This window comes from Streptomyces sp. NPDC046881, assembly GCF_040645015.1.
Classification (GTDB): domain Bacteria; phylum Actinomycetota; class Actinomycetes; order Streptomycetales; family Streptomycetaceae; genus Streptomyces.
Map to the genome: position 1 here is coordinate 1 of NZ_JBEYXJ010000055.1, position 21763 is coordinate 21763.

The window sequence follows — 21763 nt, forward strand, 5'->3', positions numbered from 1 at the left end:
GCCTGTCCGCCGCGTCCGGAGGTTCGGCGGGTGGCGTGGGGGGGGGGGGGGGGCCCGGCCGGGCCGCCCCCCGCCGCCGCCGCGGGGGCACCCCCGGGGACCCCACCCCCCCCGGGGCGCCCGCGCCCCCCCCCGCCGCCCCCCCCGCGGCGGCATACGGCCGCTTCGACCCGGGGCGATGACCGGGAGCCGCACCCGCGGAAGGCGTCGGCCGGCGGCAGGCGGCGCACCCTGGGCTTCGGCCGCACGCGGCGGATGCCGAGACGCGCGCGTCGGCGGGGGGTCCCGCCTAGGGAAGCGCCTGCTCGCTCCAGATGGTCTTGCCCTCGCGGTCGTGCCGCGTGCCCCAGCGCTCGGCGACCTGGGCGACGAGCAGCAGACCGCGGCCGCCCTCGTCGAAGGTCCGGGCGCGGCGCATGTGCGGCGCGGTGCTGTTGGTGTCGAACACTTCGCAGGTCAGGGCCGAGTCGAGGACGAGCCGCAGGTGGACGGGCGGCTTGCCGTAGCGGATCGCGTTGGTCACCAGTTCGCTGACGATGAGTTCCGTGGCGAAGGACAGCGCGTCGAGCCCCCACGAGTCGAGCGTGTCGGCGGCGAAGCGACGCGCTCCGGCGACCGCGGCGGGGTCCGACGGGAGGCTGAGCGTGGCGACATGGCCGGGGTCGAGGGCCTGGGTGCGCGCCACGAGCAGGGCCACGTCATCGGAGGGGCGTACCGGGAGCACGGTGGTCAGCAGTCGGTCACAGGCCTCTTCCGGCGACATCGAGAACTCCGATGCCTGCCTGAGGGTGTCGTTCAGAAGTGCCAGTGAGGCGTCCACGTCACGTGTGCGGCTCTGGACGAGGCCGTCCGTGTAGAGGGCCAGCATGCTGCCCTCGGGCAGGTCCCACTGGGTGGTCTCGAACGGGAGACCGCCGAGTCCCAGCGGTGGGCCGATCGGCAGGGCCGGGAGAGCAGCGGCCTGCGCTCCCGTCGGCGCGGCACCGGGCGTCTTGGTGGCGGCCGCCGGGGTCGCCACGGCCGGCGGTACGTGCCCGGCGCTGGCGAGGGAGCAGAGACGGGCGGCAGGGTCGTAGACCGCGTACAGGCAGGTGGCGCTGATCTCGCCGTCCTCGCGGGCCTCCTCCTTCTGGAGGCGGATGACCACGTCGTCGAGGTGGGTGAGCAGTTCGTCGGGCATCAGGTCGATGTCGGCGAAGGCGCGGACGGCGGTGCGCAGGCGGCCCATGGTGGCGGCGGCGGTCAGTCCGCGCCCGACGACGTCGCCCACGACGAGGGCGACGCGCCCGCCGGACAGGGGGATGACGTCGTACCAGTCGCCACCCACGCCGGCTCGTGAGCCGCTGGGGAGGTAGCGGGCAGCGGCCTCGACGGCGGACTGCTCCACCGGGCGCTGGGGCAGCAGACTGCGCTGGAGCGTGAGCGCGGTGGTGTGCTCGCGGGTGTACCGGCGGGCGTTGTCGATGTTCACCGCCGCTCTGGCGGTGATCTCCTGTGCCAGCAGGAGGTCCTCGTCGTCGAATGGCGTAGGGGTGCGGTGGCGGACGAACTGGGCCAGGCCCAGGGTGGTTCCTCGCGCGTACAAGGGCAGCAGCAGGACCGAGTGGAAGTCGAAGCGGGGCGGACCGGGCGGCGCGAGCCACGTCGGTGCAGCCGAGGCCGTGACCTGCAGCAGGAGGGGCCGCCCGGTGGCCAGCACCTCCGCCGGCGCCGAATCCGGAGCGGGGACGTGCCGTCGCCCCGTCTCGACAGGGGAGTCGGGGCAGCCGCCCAGGACGGAGTGCTGGGCCACGCGCCGCAGCACCGGCGCATCCGCCGGCGGGGGCGGCCCGGAGTCCTGGAGGACGGAGTCGAGGAGGTCGACGATGACGAGGTCGGCGAAGCCGTCGGCGCCGACCTCCGCCAGCTCCTCGGCGGTGCGCGTGGTGTCGAGGGTGGTCCCGATCCGCTTGCTGGCCTCGTTGGTGATCGTCAGCCTGCGCTGCACCCGCCGGTCGCGCACCTCCTGGTAGGCGGCGACCACCTGCTCCGAGCTGTGGTCGAGGTACGCGAATCCGGTCTCGATCAGCCGGAGGGTCGCGGCATGGGTGAGCCGCGGGTCGTCGGTGAGCCGGGTGGCCTCTTCCTGGAGCAACTGGAGCAGGCTGGCGTGCCCGAGCCGGTAGATGCGGAGCAGTGTGCTGAGCGGTACGCCGGCTTCGGCGAAGCCCCGGGCGCAGTCCAGGGAGGTCGCAGGCACCTTGGCCTCGGTGACGTCGCGCCCTTCCTCCAAGGCGTCGAGGAAGACGATGAGGTGGTCGGCCGTCTCCTTCAGCGCGTGCTGAACGAGGTCCTCGTGCTGCCAGAGTTCGGGAAGCTCGCCGCGCGCGTGCTCCATCAGGAGACCGGCCCACTGGTCCGAGCGCGGTCTCAGTACGTGCGCCAGGCGGGTAAGGAGGTCGGAGACGTCCTTCTCCATGAAGGAAACGTATCCCAAAGACCTGATCGCCCGCTTGTCAGGGCGGAGTGGCCGGAGCGGGCGGCAGGCCGGGTCTCCAGCCGCTGGGGCCGGTCGAACGGCTCCAGCGGTGCGAATTCCTCGAGTACGACGCCGGGACCGGCTCCTTGTCCGGGCGCCGGCCGGCGCCGGCCCGCGTTCTCCTCTCGGTCTCGATCGCTTACATTGTGTGCGGCGTTCACATTGAGGTGGCGGCGCGGACGACGTGGACATGAGGGAGTCGGGCCATGTCGGCAGCAAGCGGCACCTACCACCATGGCGATCTGCGCGCCGCCTGCCTGCGCGCCGCGCGGGAACTGCTCGAGGAGGACGGCGGCGCGGGGCTGTCCCTGCGGGCGGTGGCACGGCGGGCCGGCGTATCGGCGGCCGCTCCCTACCGCCACTACGCGGACCGTGACGCCCTCGTCTCCGCGGTCGCCGCGCAGGGTTACCAGGAGCTCGCCGCACATCTGGCCGCGGCGCACCCCTCACCCACGACTCCCGATGAGCTCGCGGCGGTAGCCGTCGCCTACGTCCGTTTCGCGCTTGAGCGACCGGCACTGTTCCGGGTGATGTTCGCGGAGCCCGGGATCCGAACAGCGAGGAACGGGTTGCCGCGACCACCGCGATCTCGGAACACGTCCGCGGTGTCGTCCGTGGCGCCTTCCCCGGCGTCGACGCGGAGGCGCTGTCGACCACGGTGTGGGCCCTTGTTCATGGCTTGGCGTTCCTGCACCTCGACGGCAAGCTCGACGCCTCCACCCCTGATGCGGTTGCCGACCAGGTCCGCGCCGCCGTGCACGCACTGTTCACCGCCCCTGCGGCGCTGCCACGGACGAGGGGCCGGTAGGTCGCGTGCCATCGGTACGGGGCGGCGCGCAGGCTTCGCCGAGTACGGCCCGTACGACGTGATCCTCGATGTCGTCGGCGGTGACTACCTCCAGCGCAACATCAGGTCCCTGGCCGCCGACGGACGCCTGGTCGTCATCGGCCTGCAGAACGGCCTGGAGGGCAACCTCAACCTGGCCGAGCTGGTGTTGAAGCGCATCTCCGTGCACGGCACCACCTTGCGTACCCGATCCGAAGGGCAGAAGGCGGCCACCGTCACCGAGGTCCAGAAGCACGTCTGGCCGATGATCGAGAGCGGAGCCGTGCAGTTGGTCATCGACCGGACCGTGCCCATGGCCGAGGCCGCTGAGGCGCACCGGGTCATGGAGGCCGGTGGGCACCTCGGCAAGATCCTTCTGGTGAACAGCTAGAGCGCAGCGCAGAAGGCCGTGACCGGGCGGGCTGAGCCGGACTCCACCTGTGTTCGGCCCGGGAGAGCGCAGTCTCCCTGATAGCGGTCACGGCCGGCGATCGGGTGACGCAGCCGGCCGGATGCTCGGCCCCTGCACCGGCCAGGGCCTTTCTTCCGGATCAGGCCGGCCCCGAGCGACCGCGCCACCCCGCGACCCCGGCAAGATCCGGAAGAGAGGCCCTGGTTCCTGAGCGGTTCCAACGAGGGGCCGACGTAGTCGAAGAACCCCTCGCCCAGGGCCCCGGCCACCGCGCCACGCAGCTCCGGAAGGGTGATTCGGGAGTCCGCTCTCCGGCCGAACCCCCGAAGGGCGGCGCCGTGCCCGATCCGGTAGGCCCGCAGGAGCTCGACGATCTGCCCGCCGCGCTCGGCGAGACGCGTGGCGAAGTCGCTGGCGGCCTCCCGAGCCTGGACGCAGGAAGGATCGAATGAGCCGTCGACAGCGCGGAGCGCGGTGTCGATGTGCCGGTGGCGGCGTATCCGGCCAGGTCCGTGAGGTCGTCGTGGGCCCATACAGCGGGGACTCTTCGCGCATGCTCGTGACCAGGGGATCGACCAGCTCGTCCATGCGTGGCCGGAGCCGCAGGGCGATCTCGACGGGGCGGATCCGTCCGCGCCCACCAGGGTGCCGACGGGTCCGCCCCGTGCCTTGGACGAGCTCAGAGCCGGAGGGCCGCCTTGCCGTCCTCCTGGTCTTCCGGCGTGCCGGGCTCGGCAGGAGCGAGGGCAGGAAGTCGGGCGCCTTCGATGTCGACGTCCGGCACCAGACGGCCGAGCCGGCGGGGCATGCGCCAGGCGTGCCGGCCGAGCAGGGCCATGACGGCGGGCACGAGCGTCATGCGGACGATGAAGGCGTCGACGAACACGCCGAAGGCGAGGGCGAAGCCGATGGACTTGATGATCGGGTCCTCGTTGAAGACGAAGCCGCCGAAGACCGCGACCATGATCAGCGCGGCGGCCAGGACCACGCGCGCGCTGCGGGAGATGCCCTGGACGATCGCCTCGGCCGGATCCCCGGTGTGCTCGTGATGTTCGCGCATCCGGCTGACGAGGAAGACCTCGTAGTCCATGGCGAGCCCGAAGAGCACACCGATCAGCAGGATCGGGAGGAAGCTCGGGATCGGGCCGATGGCGGCCACGCTCAGCAGGCCGTTCACATGACCCTGCTGGAAGACCCAGACCGAGGCGCCCAAGCTCGCGCCGACCGAGAGCAGGAAGCCGAGCGCGGCCTTGAGCGGCACCAGCACCGACCGGAAGGCGATGGTCAGCAGGATCAGCGCCAGGATGACGATGACGGCGATGAACAGGGGCAGAGCGTCGGCGAGTTTACCGGCGACGTCGATGGCCATGGCGGTCTGCCCGGTGACGTAGAGGGTGCCGCCCGCGTGGGCGACCGTCGAGGCGTTCTCGCGCAGGCGGTGCACCAGGTCGGTCGTGGCCTGGGCGTCCGGACTGGACTTCGGCACGACGGCCATGAGCGTGAGGTCGCTGGAGGGGCTGGACACCGGAGGCGAGACGGCGGTCACGTCCTTGTCGGCGACCAGAGCACCGCGCAGCTGCGTCACCGTGGCCTGACGCCGGTCCTTGGGGATGTCATGGGTGTCGACCACAGTGATGAGGGTGGCGTTGAAGCCGGGGCCGAAGCCTTTCGTGAGCAGGTCGTAGCTGCGGTGCTGCGTGCTCGTGTCGGGCTGGGAGGCGTAGCTGGGCAGGCCGAGGCGCAGGTCCCGGGCGGGCAGGGCGATCGCCAGCAGACCCACGACGCTGACGAGCAGCACGGCGGCCGGGGCGCGGGTGACCGTACGCGCCCAGGCCAGTCCCCACGCGCCGGGAGTGCGATCCGGGCGCTTGCCCGTCCGCTCGCGCCGGCGTGGGCGCATGCGCTCGCCGAACACGCCGAGCACGGCGGGCAGCAGGCTGATGGCGACCAGAACGGCGATCAGCACGGTTGCGGCGCCGGCCAGTCCCATGACAGTGAGGAACGGAATACCAGTGATGAACAGCGCGGCCAGCGCGATCACCACGGTGGCTCCGGCGAAGACGACCGCGCTGCCGGCCGTTGCGGTGGCCCGTGCGATCGACTCCTCCCAGCCGGTTTCCGGGTCGTCGAGCTGTTCGCGATGGCGTGAGATGACGAACAGCGCGTAGTCGATACCGACCGCGAGGCCGATCATCAGAGCAAGCGTGGTCGCTGTACCGGTCATCGTCACGAAGCGGGAGACGAACATCGTGCCGAGCACGCCGACGGCCACGCCCACCAGCGCGGTCACCAGCGGCAGCCCGGCCGCGACGAGGGAGCCGAGGGCGACGGCGAGGATCGCGAAGGCGATGACGACGCCGGCCAGCTCGGCTGGGCCGCCCGCCTTGGTCTGCGGATTCATGGCCGAGCCGCCGAATTCGACCTGCATTCCCGCCTTCTGTACGGGCCGCATCACGCTTGACAGCGCGTCCTTGGCGGATTGCGGGACGTTCGCGGCCTCCTGCTCGAAACGCACATCGGAGTACGCGATGGTCCTGTCGGCCGAGACCGCTCCACTGGAGGCGGGCTGGGAGACGGCGACGACGCCGGGCACCTGGGCGGCCTTGCGCAGGGCGCCGCCGAGGACCTGCTGCTGCGCCGGGCCGGTGATGGTCGCCCCCTCCGGCGCGGCGACCACGATCCGTACGACACCGCCGGCCGCCGGCGGGAACCTCTCCTTCAGCAGATCCTGTGCCCGCTGTGACTCGACCCCGGGGACCGTGAACTCCGTCGACGTCTTGCCGTGCAGGGACACTCCCAGGCCGCCGACGACAGCGAGCAGGAGGATCCAGACGGAGATCACCCGCCGGCGGCGGCGAACCGCCCATTGCGCCCAGGCATACAGGCGTGAGGCCATCGATGCATTCCTAACCGGTCGGGACCGCAGTCAAGGGGAGACGGGAGGAGGGGAGCTCGGCGGCAGGCCGCCACAGCGATGCTCCGCGGATTGCACTCTAACGCAATTTTACAGCCGATGGTAAATTAGCTGCCGATGGTAAGCTCGGGGCATGACGGGTGGCAGTCTCAGGGAACGCGGCAAGGCGCGGCGCAGGGAAGCGATCCTCACCGCGGCCTACGAACTGTTCGCCGAGCGGGGATTCGACGCCACGAGCATCGCCGACATCGCCGAGGCGGCAGAGGTGTCGCCGCGCACGGTCACGCTGTACTTCCCGTCCAAGCTCGAACTGGCGATGGCGCACTTCAACGCGTTCATCGACGGGCTCGCCGGGAGGCTGCACACGCGACCGGAAGGGCAAGGCATCCTCGACACCGTGGAACAGTGGCTCCGTCAGCAGGCGGAAGCGCGGGACGAGTTCGATGAGCTCCATGACCGCATGCTGCAAGCCAACCCGCAGCTCAAGGGCCTCTGCGGGGGCCGCCTGGCCGATGTCATCCAGGACGGCGCCCGACTCCTCGCCGAAGAGCAGGGCCGGCGACCCGACGATTTCGCCCCCCGCATCCTCGCCGCCACGGTGGCGAGTGTCATCGGTGAACTGATGCACCGATCCGAGCCCGGTGATCTGGAGACCGCCATGGCCTTCATCCGTGCGGCAGCCGCCTCCCTGCAGCCGGCCTGACAGGGCACACGGCGGCTATGGCCACGCCTCTTCAGCTGCATGACGCTGAGCGCAGCTTCGCTGACATCCTTGAACCCGCTGTGGCAGTACGGCTCCTGGCCCGACCGGCCTGAACCGCTGGAGGGGCGGCTTGGCGCCCGTCGCCCCGCTTCGCGCAACCTGGCCAGACCTGGAGTGGCGTCGGCGGCGAATACTTCGTCTTGTACGGCATTGCCTCCTCGGTTGCTCCTGGAAAGTGACCCGCCTGCGTCTTTCAGATCCCTGACGTTTCGTCAGTCAAGTCAGCGTTTCGTCGGCATCGGTCCTGCGCATTCCGCGAAGACTGTCCGAGCAGGGTGCGTGGTCGGCGCTTTCACAACCGTCCTGGTTCGCGCGGAAGCCCAGGTAGGGAGCCTGCTCGCCCGAGTGAAGCGAGGTTCCTCACAATCTTCGAGTCAGGCGCGTGCCAGTTGTAGAGTGATGCCGCCCTTGACCTGCAGAAAGCTGGCAGGGAGCCGTCTTCCAGGAGTCCAACATGCTGCGCACCATGTTCAAGTCCAAGATCCACCGTGCCACCGTCACCCAGGCCGACCTGCACTACGTGGGATCGGTGACCATCGACGCCGACCTGCTCGACGCGGCCGACCTGCTGCCCGGGGAACTGGTCCACATCGTCGACGTGACGAACGGGGCCCGGCTGGAGACGTACACCATCGAGGGGGAGCGGGGGTCCGGGGTCATCGGGATCAACGGTGCCGCGGCCCATCTGGTGCAGCCGGGGGACCTCGTGATCATCATCAGTTACGCGCAGGTCACCGACGAGGAAGCGCGCGCGCTGCGCCCCCGGGTCGTGCACGTCGACGCCGACAACCGGATCGTGTCCCTCGGCGCCGACCCGTCCGAGCCGGTACCCGGTTCGGACCAGCAGCGCAGCCCGCAGGCCGTGGGGGCCTGACCGGCGGACCGGGACCGAGGACCAGGAGCGTGCGTGCCCATGAGCGAGACAGAGATCCGCGACGACCGGGCGGCGGGCCGCCTGGAGGCCGTCGGCGACGGTGAAGTCGTCGGCCGCGTCGAGTACTTCGTGCTGGACACGCCCGCCCGCGCCCTGGTCCCCGTCCACACGATCGTCGAGCCCGCCCACGAGGGGAAGGGCATCGCCGGTTCGCTCGCCCGCGAGCTGTACGCCCTCGCCGAGCGCGAGGGCGTCCCGGTGGCGCCCCTGTGCCCGTACGTCGTGAAGTGGGCCGAACGTCACCCCGAGCTGGCCCCACCGGCCGATCCGGCCCTCCTGTCGGCCGCGAAGACCTGGCTGCGCGCCCACCCGGACCGCTTCTGAGCGGCTGACGGTCTTCGGGGCGGCCGGTTGGCTGATCCGGGCTGGTTGGCGGCCGCAGGGGATTGTCTGCGGGCCCAGCCGTGCCGTTTCCGAGCGGCCGGCTGGGCGCCGGGGCGGCCCCGTCGGTCGATGCCGGGCTGGTCGGTGGCCGCGCGGGGCTGGCTGCGGGCCCAGCCGGACCGGTTCGGAGGGGGAGTCGGCGGTCTCGCGGAGGCGGCTTCGCCGACCGGTGCGGGCGTGCTCGCGACCGGGGGCAACAGGCTGTGCCCCCGCCCGCGTCGGTCTGCCGGTCCCCGAGTGTTCGTCGGCCACCCGGCTGGACCCGTTCGGTGCTGCCCTCGGGTGAGTGGTCGGGCGGGCGAAGGGTAGGCGGGGGAGTAGTCCAGAGGCGACGTGCCGTGACTGCCCGGAGGACATCATGACCAACCCGCACCCCGATCCGGTCCCGCCGGGCCCGACGCCGGGTCCGGGCCCGACACCGACCCCGCCGGATCCGTACCCCAGCCCGGTCCCGCCGCCGGAGCCGGCTCCGCAGCCCACCCCGCCCGCGCCGGGCCCCGACCCGACCCCCCCTCCGGCCCCGCCCCACCCGGGCCCCCCGGAGCCGTCTCCTTCCCCGATCCCACCGGGCCCCGAGCCCGTCCCCAACCCGGAACCGGGCCCGCCGCTCACCTGAGACCGCGGGCCGCGCCAGGGGAGCCAGATCCGTCCGGGAGCCGGGCTGGGCCTTCGCCTGAGACCGCGGCTCGCGCCAGGAGAGTCGTATGCGACCGGGACCCGAGTTCGGCCCTCGCTTGAGACCGCGGGCCGTGCCAGGGGAGTCGTATCCGACCGGGGCCGGGCTCGGCCTTGCCTGAGACCGGAGCCGTATCCGACTCGGACCCGGACCGCGCCCCTCACCTGAGACCGCGACCCGAGCCAGGAGAGCCGTAACCCGACCCGGAACCGATCCCACTGCGCCCACGGGGACGCGCCTAGCCCGCCCCCCCGCGTGAAAGAGCACCGGGCCGCGCCCGCAAGAGCCGTACCCATCCCGACGCAACGCCAAGGGGCGCAGGCAGTGGTGTGCTCGGCGCACGCCACACGCACCCGCGCCCCGGGACGCCGGCCTCGCCCCTACGCGGACACCTCCGACCGGTCCCCGCCCCACAGCGTGTGGAACGAGCCGTCCCGGTCCACCCGGCGGTAGGTGTGCGCGCCGAAGAAGTCCCGCTGGCCCTGCGTCAGCGCCGCCGGCAGCCGCTCGGCCCGCAGTGCGTCGTAGTACGCCAGGGCCGCCGCGAAGCCGGGCGTCGGCACGCCCTGCCGGGTCGCGGCGATCAGCACCTCGCGCCAGTCGTCCTGCGCCTCGGCGATCTCCCGGGCGAAGGTCTCGTCGGACAGCAGGCTCGGCAGGTCGGCCCGGGCGTCGTACGCGGCGCGGATGCGGTCGAGGAACGCGGCCCGGATGATGCAGCCGCCCCGCCAGATCGCGGAGACCGCACCGAGGTCGATGTCCCAGCCGTACTCCTCGCTGCCGGCCGCGATCTCGTGGAAGCCCTGGGTGTACGACACGATCTTGGACGCGTACAGCGCCTGCTCGACCCGGTCGGCGAAGGCCGCCGCCTCCGCCTCGCCCAGCGGTGACGCCTTCGGCCCGGCCAGGCCCCGGGAGGCGTTCCGCAGGGCCGCGTGGCCCGACAGGGAGCGGGCGAAGACCGCCTCGGCGATGCCGGACACCGGCACGCCCAGGTCCAGCGCGATCTGCACCGTCCAGCGGCCGGTGCCCTTCTGCTCGGCCTGGTCCACCACCACGTCCACGAACGGCTTGCTGGTGACCTCGTCCACGTGGGACAGCACCTCGGCGGTGATCTCGATCAGGTACGAGTCGAGCCGGCCGGTGTTCCAGGTGCGGAAGATGTCCGCGATCTGCGCGGGGGAGTACCCGGCGACATCGCGCAGCAGCTGGTACGCCTCGCCGATCAGCTGCATGTCGGCGTACTCGATGCCGTTGTGGACCATCTTCACGAAGTGCCCGGCACCGTCGGGACCGACGTGCGTCACGCACGGCGCGCCGTCGGCGGCCTTCGCGGAGATCTTCTCCAGCATCGGGCCCAGCGACTCGTACGACTCCTTCGAGCCGCCCGGCATGATGCTCGGGCCGTGCAGCGCGCCCTCCTCGCCGCCGGAGATGCCCGTGCCGACGAAGTGGATGCCCCGCTCGCGCAGCTCCCGTTCGCGCCGCCGGGTGTCCGCGAAGTGCGCGTTGCCGCCGTCGATGATCATGTCGCCGGGCTCCAGCAGCGGGGCGAACTCCTCGATCACCGCGTCCGTGGGCTCGCCCGCCTTGACCATGACGACCAGGCGGCGCGGGCGCTCCAGGGCCGCCACGAACTCCTCGGCGGTCTCGGCCCCGACGAAGTCGCCCTCGTGCCCGAACTCCTCCACCAGCGCCTTCGTCCGCGACACCGTACGGTTGTGCACGGCGACCGTGTAGCCGTTGCGCGCGAAGTTCCGGGCGAGGTTGCGGCCCATGACCGCGAGGCCCGTGACACCGATCTGCGCTGAAGTGCTCATACCGCCTGCTCCCTGGTTGCCTCGTGTACTACGGCTCCGTCAGTACGGGTCCTCGCCCATCCTGACGTGCCGCTTCGGCGAGCGCACATCCGACCCGCCACGCATGTGTACGCGCCGGGGAGGCCTTCCGCCTCACTCACCGGCCCCTCCGATCAAGCAGGGGCCGTTCCCGGCCACTTGGGCCGCGGGGGAGGCCGATTTCCTGTCTTGTCATGGCCTGTTCGTGGCGCTTACTTTTGCCGCTCCTGACGCATGCCGAGGGGATTTCGGACATGGCCGCACGCGGCCGGCACCGCCGGTACCAGCCGAACAGGATCAACCGCGCCTCACTCACCGTCACGGCCGGCGGCGCCGGCCTGGCGCTCCCGCTGGTCGCCACCGGCACCGCGCACGCCGCCGACGCGGCCACCTGGAACAAGGTCGCCGCCTGCGAGTCCAGCGGCAACTGGAGCATCAACACCGGCAACGGCTACTACGGCGGGCTGCAGTTCACCCAGTCCACCTGGGACGCCTACGGCGGCGCCCGGTACGCGCCGCGCGCCGACCAGGCCACCCGGGCCGAGCAGATCGCCGTTGCCGAGAGGGTCCTGGACGGACAGGGGCCGGGCGCCTGGCCGGTGTGCTCGTTACGGGCCGGGCTCACCCGGGGCGGGGCCGCCCCCGACACGCACACCGAGGCCGGCTCCGCGCGCCCCGCGAAGACCGGCTCGGCCAAGACCGGCTCCCCGCACTCCGGCTCCGCGCACTCCAGCTCCGTCAAGGACGTGCAGCCGCAGATCACCCCGCAGTCCCGGGCGGGCCGCGCCGAGATGTACACGGTGGTGCACGGCGACACCCTCTCCGGCATCGCCGGCGACCACCGCGTGCCGGGCGGCTGGCACGCGCTGTACGCGGGCAACCGCGCCACCATCGGCGCCGATCCGGACCTGATCGTGCCGGGGCAGCGGCTCAGCCTGAACGGCACCGCCACCCGCCCGGCGCCCCCCAAGGCCCCGAAGAAGAAGACGCCTTCGGAGCACCCGACCACGCACCGCACGACGCCCCCGGCCCGGCACGCGCTCGTCGCCCCGGTGACCGCGTCCGTCGGCACCGGCTACCACGTGGCGGGCTCGCACTGGTCGAAGGGCTACCACACCGGCGTCGACTTCCTGGTGCCGACCGGCACCTCCGTGAAGGCGGCGGCGGCCGGGCGGGTCGTGGCCGCGGGCTGGGGCGGCTCGTACGGCTACCAGGTGGTGCTCCGGCACGCCGACGGCCGCTACACCCAGTACGCCCACCTGTCGGCCATCTCCGTGCGGGTCGGCCAGACCGTCACCGCCGGCCAGCGCATCGGCCGTTCCGGTAGCACCGGGAACGTCACGGGGCCGCACCTGCACTTCGAGGTGCGGACGGGGCCGGCGTTCGGCTCGGACATCGACCCGCTCGCCTACCTGCGGGCCGGCGGCGTCAGGATCTAACGCGGCTGCGCTGCAGGTCCAGGACCGGCAGCGGCACGGGGACACCCTGGGGCGGCGGCGCGGTGTACGACGGGGGGAGCGCGCCGTCGGCCGGCGGTCCGGCGCCGTCGGGGTCCGCGCCGTTCCCGGGCGCGCCCGGCACCAGCAGCCCGCCCGGCGCAGGTCCGTCCGGTACGGCGCCGGTCACGGTGGTCCCGACGGCTCCGACGGCTCCGACGGCTCCGACGGCTCCGACGGCTCCGACGGCTCCGGCGGCTCCGGTGGTCCCGGCGGCTCGGGCGGGGGCGGCCGGGTCCGTTCCGGTGTCCGTGGCCCCGCGCTGCCGCGGCACTTCGGGGCGCGCCCGCGCGGCCGCCGGGGGAAGAACGGCGGGTGCTGCCTCGGCGGTGGCCGCCGCGCGCTCCATCCGCTCCGTCGTCAGCATGATCAGCCCGCCCGCCGCCAGCACCGCGCAGCCCAGGGCGAGCGCGGTGCCCGTGGTGTCGTAGCGGAACGTCTCGCCGAACATGAGGATGCCGACCGCGGCGGCCAGCACCGGGTTGACCACCGTCAGGGTGGCCAGCGGGGCGGCGAGGCCGCCGCCCCGGTAGGCGGCCTGGGACAGCAGGACGCCGGCCATGGTGAACAGGCCGATCACGGCCAGCGGGGCCAGGGCGCCCGGACCGATGCCGTGGGTCCAGTCGACCGCCACGGTCTTGGTGAACACCGACGACATGCCGAAGGCGATGCCGGAGGCGGTGGCGAGCAGCACGCTGCGCACCGCGGGGTGCCGGTGCGCAGCCAGGCCGGCGCACAGCAGCGCCGCCACCGCCCCGCCGGTGACCAGCGCGACCGCCAGCCGCTGGGCCGGGGCGAGGGAGTGCGCGGCGGAGGAACCGACCAGGGATAGAAGGCCGGCGAGGCCCACCGTGGCCATGAGGGCACCGCGCCAGGCGGTCGCGCCGGCCCGGCGGCCGACGCACAGGGCCGCCATGGGCAGCGCGAAGACGATGGTCAGCGCGCCGAGCGGCTGGACCAGGCTGAGCGGACCGCAGGCCAGCGCCACCACGTGCAGCACGCCGCCGAGGCCGTTGAGCCCCAGCGCGCCCCACCAGCTGGGCCGGCGCAGCGGGAGGTACCCGCCGCCGGGGGAGGACACCGCGACCTGCTCCTGCACGATCGCGCCGCCCGCGTACGCGAGGGCGGAGACGACCGACAGGAGCACGGCCAACGCCAGGGCGCTCATCGGTGTCTCCTCTGCGTGCCCCGGGCGTGCTCGCTGCGGCGCGGCGTGCGGTCGGCTTCCATGGCCCACACTCTGCCCGCCCGCGCCCCCTCCCGTCGTCGTACCTGAGCACGCAATGCGTCCTACTGCCGATGGAGTACACCGCTCGGGTGATCATCCCCTGGTGGGGTGACGCAGGGTGGCGCACCCGCCCGCTCGCCCCGGTGACACGCCTGGTAGTAGTGCCTGTCGTGGACCTCGACCCCGAACTCGCCGCGCTCCGCCCGCTCGGCGGCTTCTTCGTCCTGCGCACCCTGCCGGGTACGGCGGGCGGCGAGCCTTGGCGGCTGCCGACCCTCGCGGACGGCTACGACGGCTACGACGGCTACGACGGCGGCACGGCGGATCCGCGGCGGGACCCGGTGGCCCTGCGGGTCGCCACCGTCGGCGAACGCCTGCGGATCGCCGAGCCGCGCGTCGCCGCCTCCCTCGCCCAGCAGGGCCTGGCCGCCCGGCTGTGGTCGGCGGCCCTCGGCTGCGCCGTCCTGTACGGCCGGATACCCGACCTGGACCCGCGCCTGCTGCGCTGGGACGCCCGCGCCACCGCCCCCGACGACCTGTGGCTCGCCGAGCCGCGCCCGCTGCCCGGGGACGCGGCCACGCTCGCCGCGACCGTGCTGCACGGCCATCTGGAGCCCCTGGCGGCGGCCCTGCGGGCGCGCTACGGTGTCGCGGCCGGCCTGCTGCGGGGCAACGCGGGCTCCGCGCTCGCCGCGACCGCCCGGGAACTGGGCCGCTGGGCCCGCGCCCACGGCCGTACCGACGTGGCGGCCCGCACCCGCGCGCTCACCGGGGAACTCTTCGCCCACCCCCTGCTGGACGCCACCGGCACCCGCACCGGCACGGCCTTCCGGCGCCGCAGCTGTTGCCTGTACTACCGGGTCCCCGGCGGCGGGCTCTGCGGCGACTGCTGCTTCACCCGGCCGCCGCGCTCCGCCCCGCCCTCCCCCCTGCGCTCTTCCCCGGGCGGCGCTTCTGGGTGACCATGAGGGGGACGTACCGCCGAGACCAGGGGGTTGCCGGGTGCGAGTGGGACTGCTGACCCGGGAGTACCCCCCGGATGTGTACGGCGGCGCCGGTGTCCACGTCGAGTTCCTCGCCCGCGAGTTGGCCGCCCTGGTGGACCTGGAGGTGCACTGCTGGGGCGAGGGGCGCGGGGTCGGCGTCGTACGCCACCGCCCCTGGTCCGTCCTCGACGGATCCAACGACGCGCTGCGCACCTTCTCCGTGGACCTCGCCATGGCCGCCGCCCTCGAAGGCCGCGAACTCGTCCACTCCCACACCTGGTACGCCAATCTGGCCGGGCACGTCGCCAAGCTCCTGTACGGTGTCCCGCACGTGGTCACCGCCCACTCGCTGGAGCCGCTGCGCCCCTGGAAGGCGGAGCAACTCGGCGGCGGATACGCCCTGTCGGGCTGGGCCGAGCGGACCGCGATCGAGGCCGCCGACGCGGTGATCGCCGTCTCCGGAGCCATGCGCGAGGACATCCTGGCCTGCTATCCGGCCCTGGACCCGGCCCGGGTGCACGTCGTGCACAACGGCATCGACACCCGGCTGTACCGCCCCGACCACGGCACCGACGCGCTCACCCGGCACGGCATCGACCCCGCCCGCCCGTACGTCCTGTTCGTCGGCCGGATCACCCGGCAGAAGGGCGTGCCCCATCTGCTGCGCGCCGTACGGGACATCGACCCCGGAGCCCAGGTCGTGCTGTGCGCGGGCGCGCCGGACACCCCGGAGATCGAGCGGGAGTTCCAGGAGCTGTTCGAGGAACTGCGCCGGGTGCGGGCGGGCGTGTTCTGGATCCCGCAGATGCTGCCGCGCGCGGAGGTCGTCCAACTCCTCACGCACGCCGCGGTCTTCGCCTGTCCCTCGGTGTACGAGCCGCTCGGCATCGTCAACCTGGAGGCGATGGCCTGCGGCACGCCGGTCGTCGCGTCCCGGGTGGGCGGCATCCCCGAGGTCGTGGACGACGGCCGCACCGGCCTCCTGGCCGACGTGGACGACGGCTTCGAGTCCGCGCTCGGCCGGGCGCTGGACACCGTCCTCGGCGACCCGGACGCGGCCCGGCGGATGGGAGAGGCCGGACGGGAGCGCGCGGTGCGGGAGTTCGGCTGGGACGCGGTGGCCCGCCGCACGGCGGGGCTGTACGAGGAGATCCTCAAGCAGGCTTAGTCCGCTCTGCTCGGGGCAGCCATGGTTTCAACCACGGTGAGGGGAGCGGTCATGCGTCGTGGAGGGCCTTCCGTACTCGGGATCGTGCTGGCGGGCGGTGAGGGCAAGCGCCTGATGCCGCTGACCGCGGACCGCGCCAAACCGGCCGTCACCTTCGGCGGCACCTACCGGCTCGTCGACTTCGTCCTGTCCAACCTCGTCAACGCCGACGTGCTGCGCATCTGCGTGCTGACCCAGTACAAGTCGCACTCGCTGGACCGGCACATCACCACCACCTGGCGGATGTCCAGCCTGCTCGGCAACTACGTCACCCCGGTCCCGGCCCAGCAGCGGCTCGGCCCGCGCTGGTACCTGGGCAGCGCCGACGCCATCCTGCAGTCGCTCAACCTGGTCCACGACGAACAGCCGGAGTACGTGGCCGTGTTCGGCGCCGACCACGTCTACCGCATGGACCCGCGGCAGATGCTCGCGCAGCACATCGAGGGCGGCGCGGGGGTGACGGTGGCCGGCATCCGGGTGCCGCGCGCGGAGTCCTCCTCCTTCGGGGTGATCACGCCGGGCCCGGACGGCAGTACCGTCGAGCGCTTCCTGGAGAAGCCCGCCGACCCCCCGGGCCTGCCGGACGACCCGGAGACGGTCTTCGCCTCGATGGGCAACTACGTCTTCACCACCAAGGTCCTGATCGAGGCGCTGCAGCGGGACGCCGAGGACGGCCAGTCCGTGCACGACATGGGCGGCTCGATCCTGCCCCAGCTGACCGCGCGGGGCGAGGCACAGCTGTACGACTTCAGCGACAACCACGTGCCCGGCGAGACCAGCCGCGACCAGGGCTACTGGCGGGACGTGGGCACCCTCGACGCCTACTACGAGGCGCACATGGACCTGATCGCCGAGCGTCCCGCGTTCAACCTCTACAACCGCCAGTGGCCCATCTACACGCACTCCTACCAGCTGTCCCCGGCGCGGTTCAACGCGGGCGGCATCGCGAGCGAGTCCATCATCAGCGCGGGCTGCCTGGTCCGCGGCCAGGTCACCCGGTCGGTGCTGTCGCCGGGCGTACGGGTCGACCCGGGCGCGGTCGTGCAGGGTTCGGTGCTGCACGACAACGTGCACATCGGCCGGGGCGCGGTCGTGCGCGGTGCCGTGCTGGACAAGAACGTCGAGGTGCCGCCCGGCGCGACGATCGGCGTCAACCCGGAACGCGACGCGGAGCTGTACACCGTCTCCAAGGGCGGTGTCATCGCGCTGGGCAAGGGGCAGCAGGTGCCGTAGCGGGCGTCGGGGCCGGCGCCATGTCCGCTGCTGTCGCACTCGTGTTCCGTCCGTTCCGGCGGCGGTCCCCGTCAGGGAGGACCACGAGCGTGCGTTCGCCGCCCTCGAACAGGATCCGCGCAACGAGGTGCTGGTCCTCGCCGAGCCGGGCACCGGCACGGTGGTGGGCTGCCTGCAGGCGACGTACCTCCCCCGGCTCGGCCGGACCCTGATGGAGCACGCGCTGACCAGGGCAGGGGCCCGCGGCTGAGCGCTCGGCCGGCTCACCGGCAACAAGAGCCGCTCGGACGCCCACCGCTTCTCCACCCGGCTGGGGTTCGTCCGCAGCCACGAGGGCTTCGAGCCGGCCCTCTGACCGCCCGTCGGCACCCGGTTCCCTCGCACCCGCGCGACGCGTTTGATGGAAATATCCACGAATGCACGGGTTTTCGGCCTCCGCCGTCCAGGATGCAGGCAACGATGTCCAACCTGCGGAGGTCATCCGACATGAGAGGGACCCGGCGCACGCGGCTGTGCCTGGCCGGGGTGATGGCAGCGTCCGCGCTGGTCGCCACCCCCGCCGCACGGGCCGCAGAGCGGACCGACGGCCACCTCACCGACCTGGTCAACCCGTTCATCGGGACCCAGAACGAGGGCAACACCTTCCCCGGCGCGACCGTGCCCTTCGGCATGGTGCAACTCTCCCCGGACACCGGGCACAACACCGGCTACGACTACACGCAGAACCGTATCCGCGGTTTCTCCCTGGTCCACCTCTCGGGCGTGGGCTGCCGGATCGGCGGGGACCTGCCCGTGCTGCCCACCACCGGTGACGTCACACAGACGGACTACGCCCGGTACGCGGCGGCCTTCTCGCACGACGACGAGGAGGCGAGCCCCGGCTACTACCGGGTCGGCCTCGCCTCCGGCATCCGCGCCGAACTGACCGCGACCGCCCGCACCGGGGTGCAGCGCTACACCTTCCCGGCCACCGACAAGGCCAACGTTCTGCTGAACGCGGCCCAGTCGCTGCACAAGCCGGTGAGCAGCTCGGTGCAGATCCTGGACGACCGCACCGTGCGCACCGAGATCACCGGCCACGGCTTCTGCCGGGACACCGGCCCCTACACGGTCTACACGATCACCCGCTTCAGCCGGCCCTTCACGGCCTACGGCACCTGGGGCGGCGGGACCGTCACCCCGGGCGCCCGGAGCGGGGCCGGCGGCGCCTACGTCCGCTTCGACACCACCGAGGACCGCACGGTCGAGGCGACCACCGCCCTGTCGTACGTCGACTCGCGCGGCGCCGCCGGCAACCTGCGCGCCGAGGGCGGCCGGTCCTTCGACGCCGTACGCCGCCGGGCCCGCGAGGAGTGGGAGGGCCGGCTCGCCGCCGTCCGGGTGCGGGGCGGCACGCCCGCGCTGCGCCGCACCTTCTACTCCTCGCTGTACCGGTCGTACCTCGCGCCCAACACCGGCAGCGACGCCGACGGCCGCTACTTCGGCTGGGACCGCCGTACCCACCGCGCCCGGGGCTTCACGTACTACCAGAACTGGTCGCTGTGGGACACCTACCGCACCCAGGCGCAGCTGCTCGCCCTGCTCGCCCCGCGCGAGGCCCGGGACATGGCCCGGTCGGTGGTCGCCGTCGACGAGGACGGCGGGTGGCTGCCCAAGTGGGGCTACGGCCCGGTCGAGACGAACGTCATGAGCGGCGACCCGGTCACCCCGTTCCTGACCACCGCCTACCGGATGGGGCTGCTGAAGGGGTTCGAGGAGCGGGCCTACCGCGCGCTGCGGAAGAACGCCGACGGGGTGCCGCCCGCCGCGTACCCGGGCATCGGCCGGGAGGCCAACGCCGAGTACATCGCGCACGGTTTCGCGCCGTACGTCGAGGGCCGCCCGCTGGCCAAGATGGGTGACTCCGACTACCACCACGGCGCGTCCGTCACCCTGGAGTACGCGCTTGCCGACGCGATGCTCGCCCAGATGGCCCGCGGCCTCGGGCACCCGGACGACGCGGCCCGCTACGCCGCCCGCTCGCGCAACTACCGGAACGTCTTCGACCCGAGCACCGGCTTCTTCCGGGCCCGCGACGCCGTCGGCGCCTTCACCGGCCCGCCCGACCCGGCCCGCGGCACCGGCTTCCACGAGGGCACGGCCTGGCAGTACCAGTGGCTGGTCCCGCAGGACGTCCCGGGCATGGTCGACCTGATCGGCGGCACGCGCGCGGCCAACGCCCGGCTGGACACCTTCTTCGCCTACGACCGGCTGCTCGCCGACCCGGAGCGCACCGCCCGCGAGGTGTGGGTGCACGGCGATCCGTACGCGTACTACAACGCCGCCACGTACAACCCGATGAACGAGCCGGACCTCATCGCGCCCTACACCTACCTGTCCACCGGCCAGCCCTGGAAGACCACGGACGTGGTGCACGCGGCGCTGACCCTGTTCACCGACAGCCCCACCGGCATGACCGGCAACGACGACCTCGGCACCATGTCCGCCTGGAACGTGCTGTCGTCCATCGGGCTCTTCCCGGTCCAGCCCGGCTACGACACCTGGGGCCTGACCACCCCGGTCTTCGAGCGCGTCGACCTGGCCCTGGACCGCCGCTACTGGCCCGGCGGCCGGCTGACGGTGACCGCGCCCGGCACCTCCGCCGCCGACCGCTACGTCCAGGCCGTGCACACGGACGGGGCACGGCACGGCCGGACCTATCTGACCACCCGTGCGCTGCGCTCCCTGCGCTCGCTCGCGTTCACGGTCGGCCCGCGCCCGTCGGAGTGGGGTACGTCACCCGAAGCGGCGCCGCCCGTTCTGAGGTGACCTCAGGTGCCTCCCGAGTCCCGCCGCCCTCACCGGGGGCGGGACTTAACCTGGCATTAACTGAGCGTAGCCTGATCGTACTTGACCGTAATCGTTCAGCCGGGATTGACTGCTGATCCGCCCGTCTCCGCACGCGTGAGGCAAGCCCTTGACTTCCGACCTGCTCGCTCCGCTCGACCTGGCCTTCTGGAACATGGAGTCCGACCGGCACCCGATGCACCTCGGGGCGCTCGGCGTCTTCGCCGCGCACTCGCCCACCGCCGGCGCCCACGCCGCCGACCTGCTCGCCGCCCGCGCCGCCGCCGTACCCGGCCTGCGCATGCGCATCCGCGACGTCTGGCAGCCGCTCGCCTTCGGCGGCGCGACCCGCGAGAGCGACCCGGACTTCGACCCGCTGAACCACGTACGGCTGCACGCCCCGACCGACGACTTCCAGGCGGCCGCAGGCCGGCTGATGGAGCGCTCGCTGGAACGCGGCCGGCCGCCGTGGGAGGCGCATGTGCTGCCCGGCGAGGACGGGGTGTCCTTCGCCGTGCTCTTCAAGTTCCACCACGCCCTGGCCGACGGGCTGCGCGCGCTGAAGCTCGCCGCCGGCGTCCTGGACCCCGTCGACCTGCCCGAGCGCGCGCCCCGCGCCCTGGAGCCGCCCCGCGACCTGCTCTCCGACGTGCGCCGGCTGCCCGCGCGGGTGCCCGGGCTGGTCAGGGGCGCGCTGTCCGACGTGGGCCGGGCCCTGGACATCGGCGCCTCGCTCGCCCTGTCCACGCTCGGCATGCGCCCGACCGCCGCGCTGGCCTCCGCGCCCAGCGGCACCCGCCGGACCGCCGGCGTCGTCGTCGACATCGACGACGTGCACCGGGTGCGCAAGAGCGCCGGCGGCACCGTCAACGACGTCCTCGTCGCCGTCGTCGCCGGCGCGCTGCGCAGCTGGCTGGACGAGCGCGGCGACGGCAGCAAGGGCGTGGCACCCCGCGCGCTGATCCCCGTCTCCCGGCGCCGCCCGCGCACCGCCCAGCCACCGGGCAACCGGCTCTCCGGGTACTTGATACGGCTTCCGGTGCACGAGCCCGACCCGCTCGGCCGGCTGGAGACCGTGCGGACGGCGATGGTGCGGAACAAGGACGCGGGGCCCGACCGGGGCGCCGGCGCGGTGGCGCTGCTCGCCGACCATGTGCCGGCGCTCGGTCACCGGCTCGGTGGGCCGCTGCTCGGGCAGGCGGCCCGGCTGTGGTTCGACATCCTGGTCACCAGCGTGCCGCTGCCCGGGCTCGGGCTCCGGCTCGGCGGGCACGAGCTGACCGAGGTGTACCCGCTGGCGCCGCTCGCGCCCGGGCAGGCGCTGGCGGTGGCGATCTCCACGTACCGCGGGCGGGTGCACTACGGGCTGGTCGCCGACGGGCAGGCCGTGCCGGATCTCGACCGGCTCGCGCACGCGGTCTCGGCCGAGGTGGAGACGCTGCTGGCGGTCTGCGAGCACTGATCCCCGGCCTCCCGGCGGACGGGGATCAGTGCGCGGTTTGGTGCCATGGCCCGGCGCTCC

Annotated in this window: 15 protein-coding genes and 1 pseudogene; 12 read left to right on the plus strand and 4 right to left on the minus strand. The window is 73.0% G+C overall.

All coding sequences use genetic code 11. The features are described from left to right. Window positions 1-289 precede the first annotated feature (289 nt). Entirely contained in the window at window positions 290-2458 is a 2169-nt protein-coding gene (locus ABZ923_RS24380) for a SpoIIE family protein phosphatase (protein WP_361475367.1), read from the minus strand. 266 nt (window positions 2459-2724) lie between these two features. Between ABZ923_RS24380 and ABZ923_RS24385 the strand changes: the two are divergent. Continuing rightward, window positions 2725-3326 (plus strand): annotated as a pseudogene (locus tag ABZ923_RS24385) (TetR/AcrR family transcriptional regulator). Between the two features lie 58 nt (window positions 3327-3384). After that, window positions 3385-3735 carry a zinc-binding dehydrogenase gene (locus ABZ923_RS24390; RefSeq protein WP_361475369.1) on the plus strand — a complete coding sequence of 117 codons (351 nt, stop codon included), beginning with the start codon at window positions 3385-3387 and terminating at the stop codon, window positions 3733-3735. Between the two features lie 700 nt (window positions 3736-4435). Here the strand turns inward: ABZ923_RS24390 and ABZ923_RS24395 are convergent. Continuing rightward, window positions 4436-6652 carry an MMPL family transporter gene (locus ABZ923_RS24395; RefSeq protein WP_361475371.1) on the minus strand — a complete coding sequence of 739 codons (2217 nt, stop codon included), beginning with the start codon at window positions 6650-6652 and terminating at the stop codon, window positions 4436-4438. Window positions 6653-6803: 151 nt separating this feature from the next. Between ABZ923_RS24395 and ABZ923_RS24400 the strand changes: the two genes are divergently transcribed. The 3 genes from ABZ923_RS24400 (at window position 6804) to ABZ923_RS24410 (ending at window position 8691) form a co-directional block, all read left to right on the plus strand. After that, window positions 6804-7373: a TetR family transcriptional regulator gene (locus tag ABZ923_RS24400; RefSeq protein ID WP_361475373.1), complete on the plus strand. Its 570-nt coding sequence runs from the start codon at window positions 6804-6806 to the stop codon at window positions 7371-7373. Window positions 7374-7887: 514 nt separating this feature from the next. Further along, on the plus strand, window positions 7888-8307 hold the full coding sequence (gene panD, locus ABZ923_RS24405; RefSeq protein WP_361475375.1) for an aspartate 1-decarboxylase: 420 nt from the start codon (window positions 7888-7890) through the stop codon (window positions 8305-8307). A 39-nt stretch (window positions 8308-8346) separates the two neighbouring features. Further along, window positions 8347-8691, plus strand: coding sequence for a GNAT family N-acetyltransferase (locus tag ABZ923_RS24410; protein ID WP_361475377.1), 345 nt, complete (start codon window positions 8347-8349; stop codon window positions 8689-8691). A gap of 1116 nt (window positions 8692-9807) precedes the next feature. On the opposite strand, the gene gndA is transcribed toward ABZ923_RS24410, so the two are convergent. Next, on the minus strand, window positions 9808-11247 hold the full coding sequence (gene gndA / locus ABZ923_RS24415; protein ID WP_361475379.1) for an NADP-dependent phosphogluconate dehydrogenase: 1440 nt from the start codon (window positions 11245-11247) through the stop codon (window positions 9808-9810). Between the two features lie 272 nt (window positions 11248-11519). Between gndA and ABZ923_RS24420 the strand changes: the two genes are divergently transcribed. Further along, a complete protein-coding gene (locus tag ABZ923_RS24420; RefSeq protein WP_361475381.1) occupies window positions 11520-12704 on the plus strand; it encodes a transglycosylase family protein in 1185 nt (394 codons plus the stop codon). Here ABZ923_RS24420 and ABZ923_RS24425 read toward each other — a convergent pair. Continuing rightward, complete coding sequence (locus ABZ923_RS24425; protein WP_361475383.1) at window positions 12694-13929, minus strand: DMT family transporter; 1236 nt, start codon at window positions 13927-13929, stop codon at window positions 12694-12696. The genes ABZ923_RS24420 and ABZ923_RS24425 overlap by 11 nt on opposite strands. Before the next feature lie 230 nt (window positions 13930-14159). Between ABZ923_RS24425 and ABZ923_RS24430 the strand changes: the two genes are divergently transcribed. From ABZ923_RS24430 to ABZ923_RS24455, 6 genes are all read left to right on the plus strand, one after another. After that, window positions 14160-14951: a (2Fe-2S)-binding protein gene (locus ABZ923_RS24430; RefSeq protein ID WP_361475444.1), complete on the plus strand. Its 792-nt coding sequence runs from the start codon at window positions 14160-14162 to the stop codon at window positions 14949-14951. Window positions 14952-14991: 40 nt separating this feature from the next. Further along, window positions 14992-16143 carry a glycogen synthase gene (gene glgA, locus ABZ923_RS24435; RefSeq protein WP_361475385.1) on the plus strand — a complete coding sequence of 384 codons (1152 nt, stop codon included), beginning with the start codon at window positions 14992-14994 and terminating at the stop codon, window positions 16141-16143. Between the two features lie 51 nt (window positions 16144-16194). Further along, window positions 16195-17415: a glucose-1-phosphate adenylyltransferase gene (gene glgC / locus ABZ923_RS24440; protein ID WP_361475387.1), complete on the plus strand. Its 1221-nt coding sequence runs from the start codon at window positions 16195-16197 to the stop codon at window positions 17413-17415. A 127-nt stretch (window positions 17416-17542) separates the two neighbouring features. Continuing rightward, the gene (locus ABZ923_RS24445; protein WP_361475389.1) at window positions 17543-17665 is read left to right on the plus strand and encodes a hypothetical protein; all 123 of its coding nucleotides are present in this window, start codon (window positions 17543-17545) and stop codon (window positions 17663-17665) included. Between the two features lie 236 nt (window positions 17666-17901). After that, window positions 17902-20223: a GH92 family glycosyl hydrolase gene (locus ABZ923_RS24450; protein ID WP_361475391.1), complete on the plus strand. Its 2322-nt coding sequence runs from the start codon at window positions 17902-17904 to the stop codon at window positions 20221-20223. Between the two features lie 148 nt (window positions 20224-20371). Then, a complete protein-coding gene (locus tag ABZ923_RS24455) occupies window positions 20372-21703 on the plus strand; it encodes a wax ester/triacylglycerol synthase family O-acyltransferase (RefSeq protein WP_361475393.1) in 1332 nt (443 codons plus the stop codon). Window positions 21704-21763 lie beyond the last annotated feature (60 nt).

Coding starts and splice junctions, on each gene's coding strand:
- ABZ923_RS24420 (WP_361475381.1), top strand. CDS start 11,520: ATGGCCGCACGCGGCCGGCACCGCCGGTACCAGCCGAACAGGATCAAC.
- panD (WP_361475375.1), top strand. CDS start 7,888: ATGCTGCGCACCATGTTCAAGTCCAAGATCCACCGTGCCACCGTCACC.
- ABZ923_RS24410 (WP_361475377.1), top strand. CDS start 8,347: ATGAGCGAGACAGAGATCCGCGACGACCGGGCGGCGGGCCGCCTGGAG.
- ABZ923_RS24425 (WP_361475383.1), bottom strand. CDS start 13,929: ATGAGCGCCCTGGCGTTGGCCGTGCTCCTGTCGGTCGTCTCCGCCCTC.
- glgC (WP_361475387.1), top strand. CDS start 16,195: ATGCGTCGTGGAGGGCCTTCCGTACTCGGGATCGTGCTGGCGGGCGGT.
- ABZ923_RS24450 (WP_361475391.1), top strand. CDS start 17,902: ATGAGAGGGACCCGGCGCACGCGGCTGTGCCTGGCCGGGGTGATGGCA.
- ABZ923_RS24395 (WP_361475371.1), bottom strand. CDS start 6,652: ATGGCCTCACGCCTGTATGCCTGGGCGCAATGGGCGGTTCGCCGCCGC.
- ABZ923_RS24400 (WP_361475373.1), top strand. CDS start 6,804: ATGACGGGTGGCAGTCTCAGGGAACGCGGCAAGGCGCGGCGCAGGGAA.
- ABZ923_RS24380 (WP_361475367.1), bottom strand. CDS start 2,458: ATGGAGAAGGACGTCTCCGACCTCCTTACCCGCCTGGCGCACGTACTG.
- gndA (WP_361475379.1), bottom strand. CDS start 11,247: ATGAGCACTTCAGCGCAGATCGGTGTCACGGGCCTCGCGGTCATGGGC.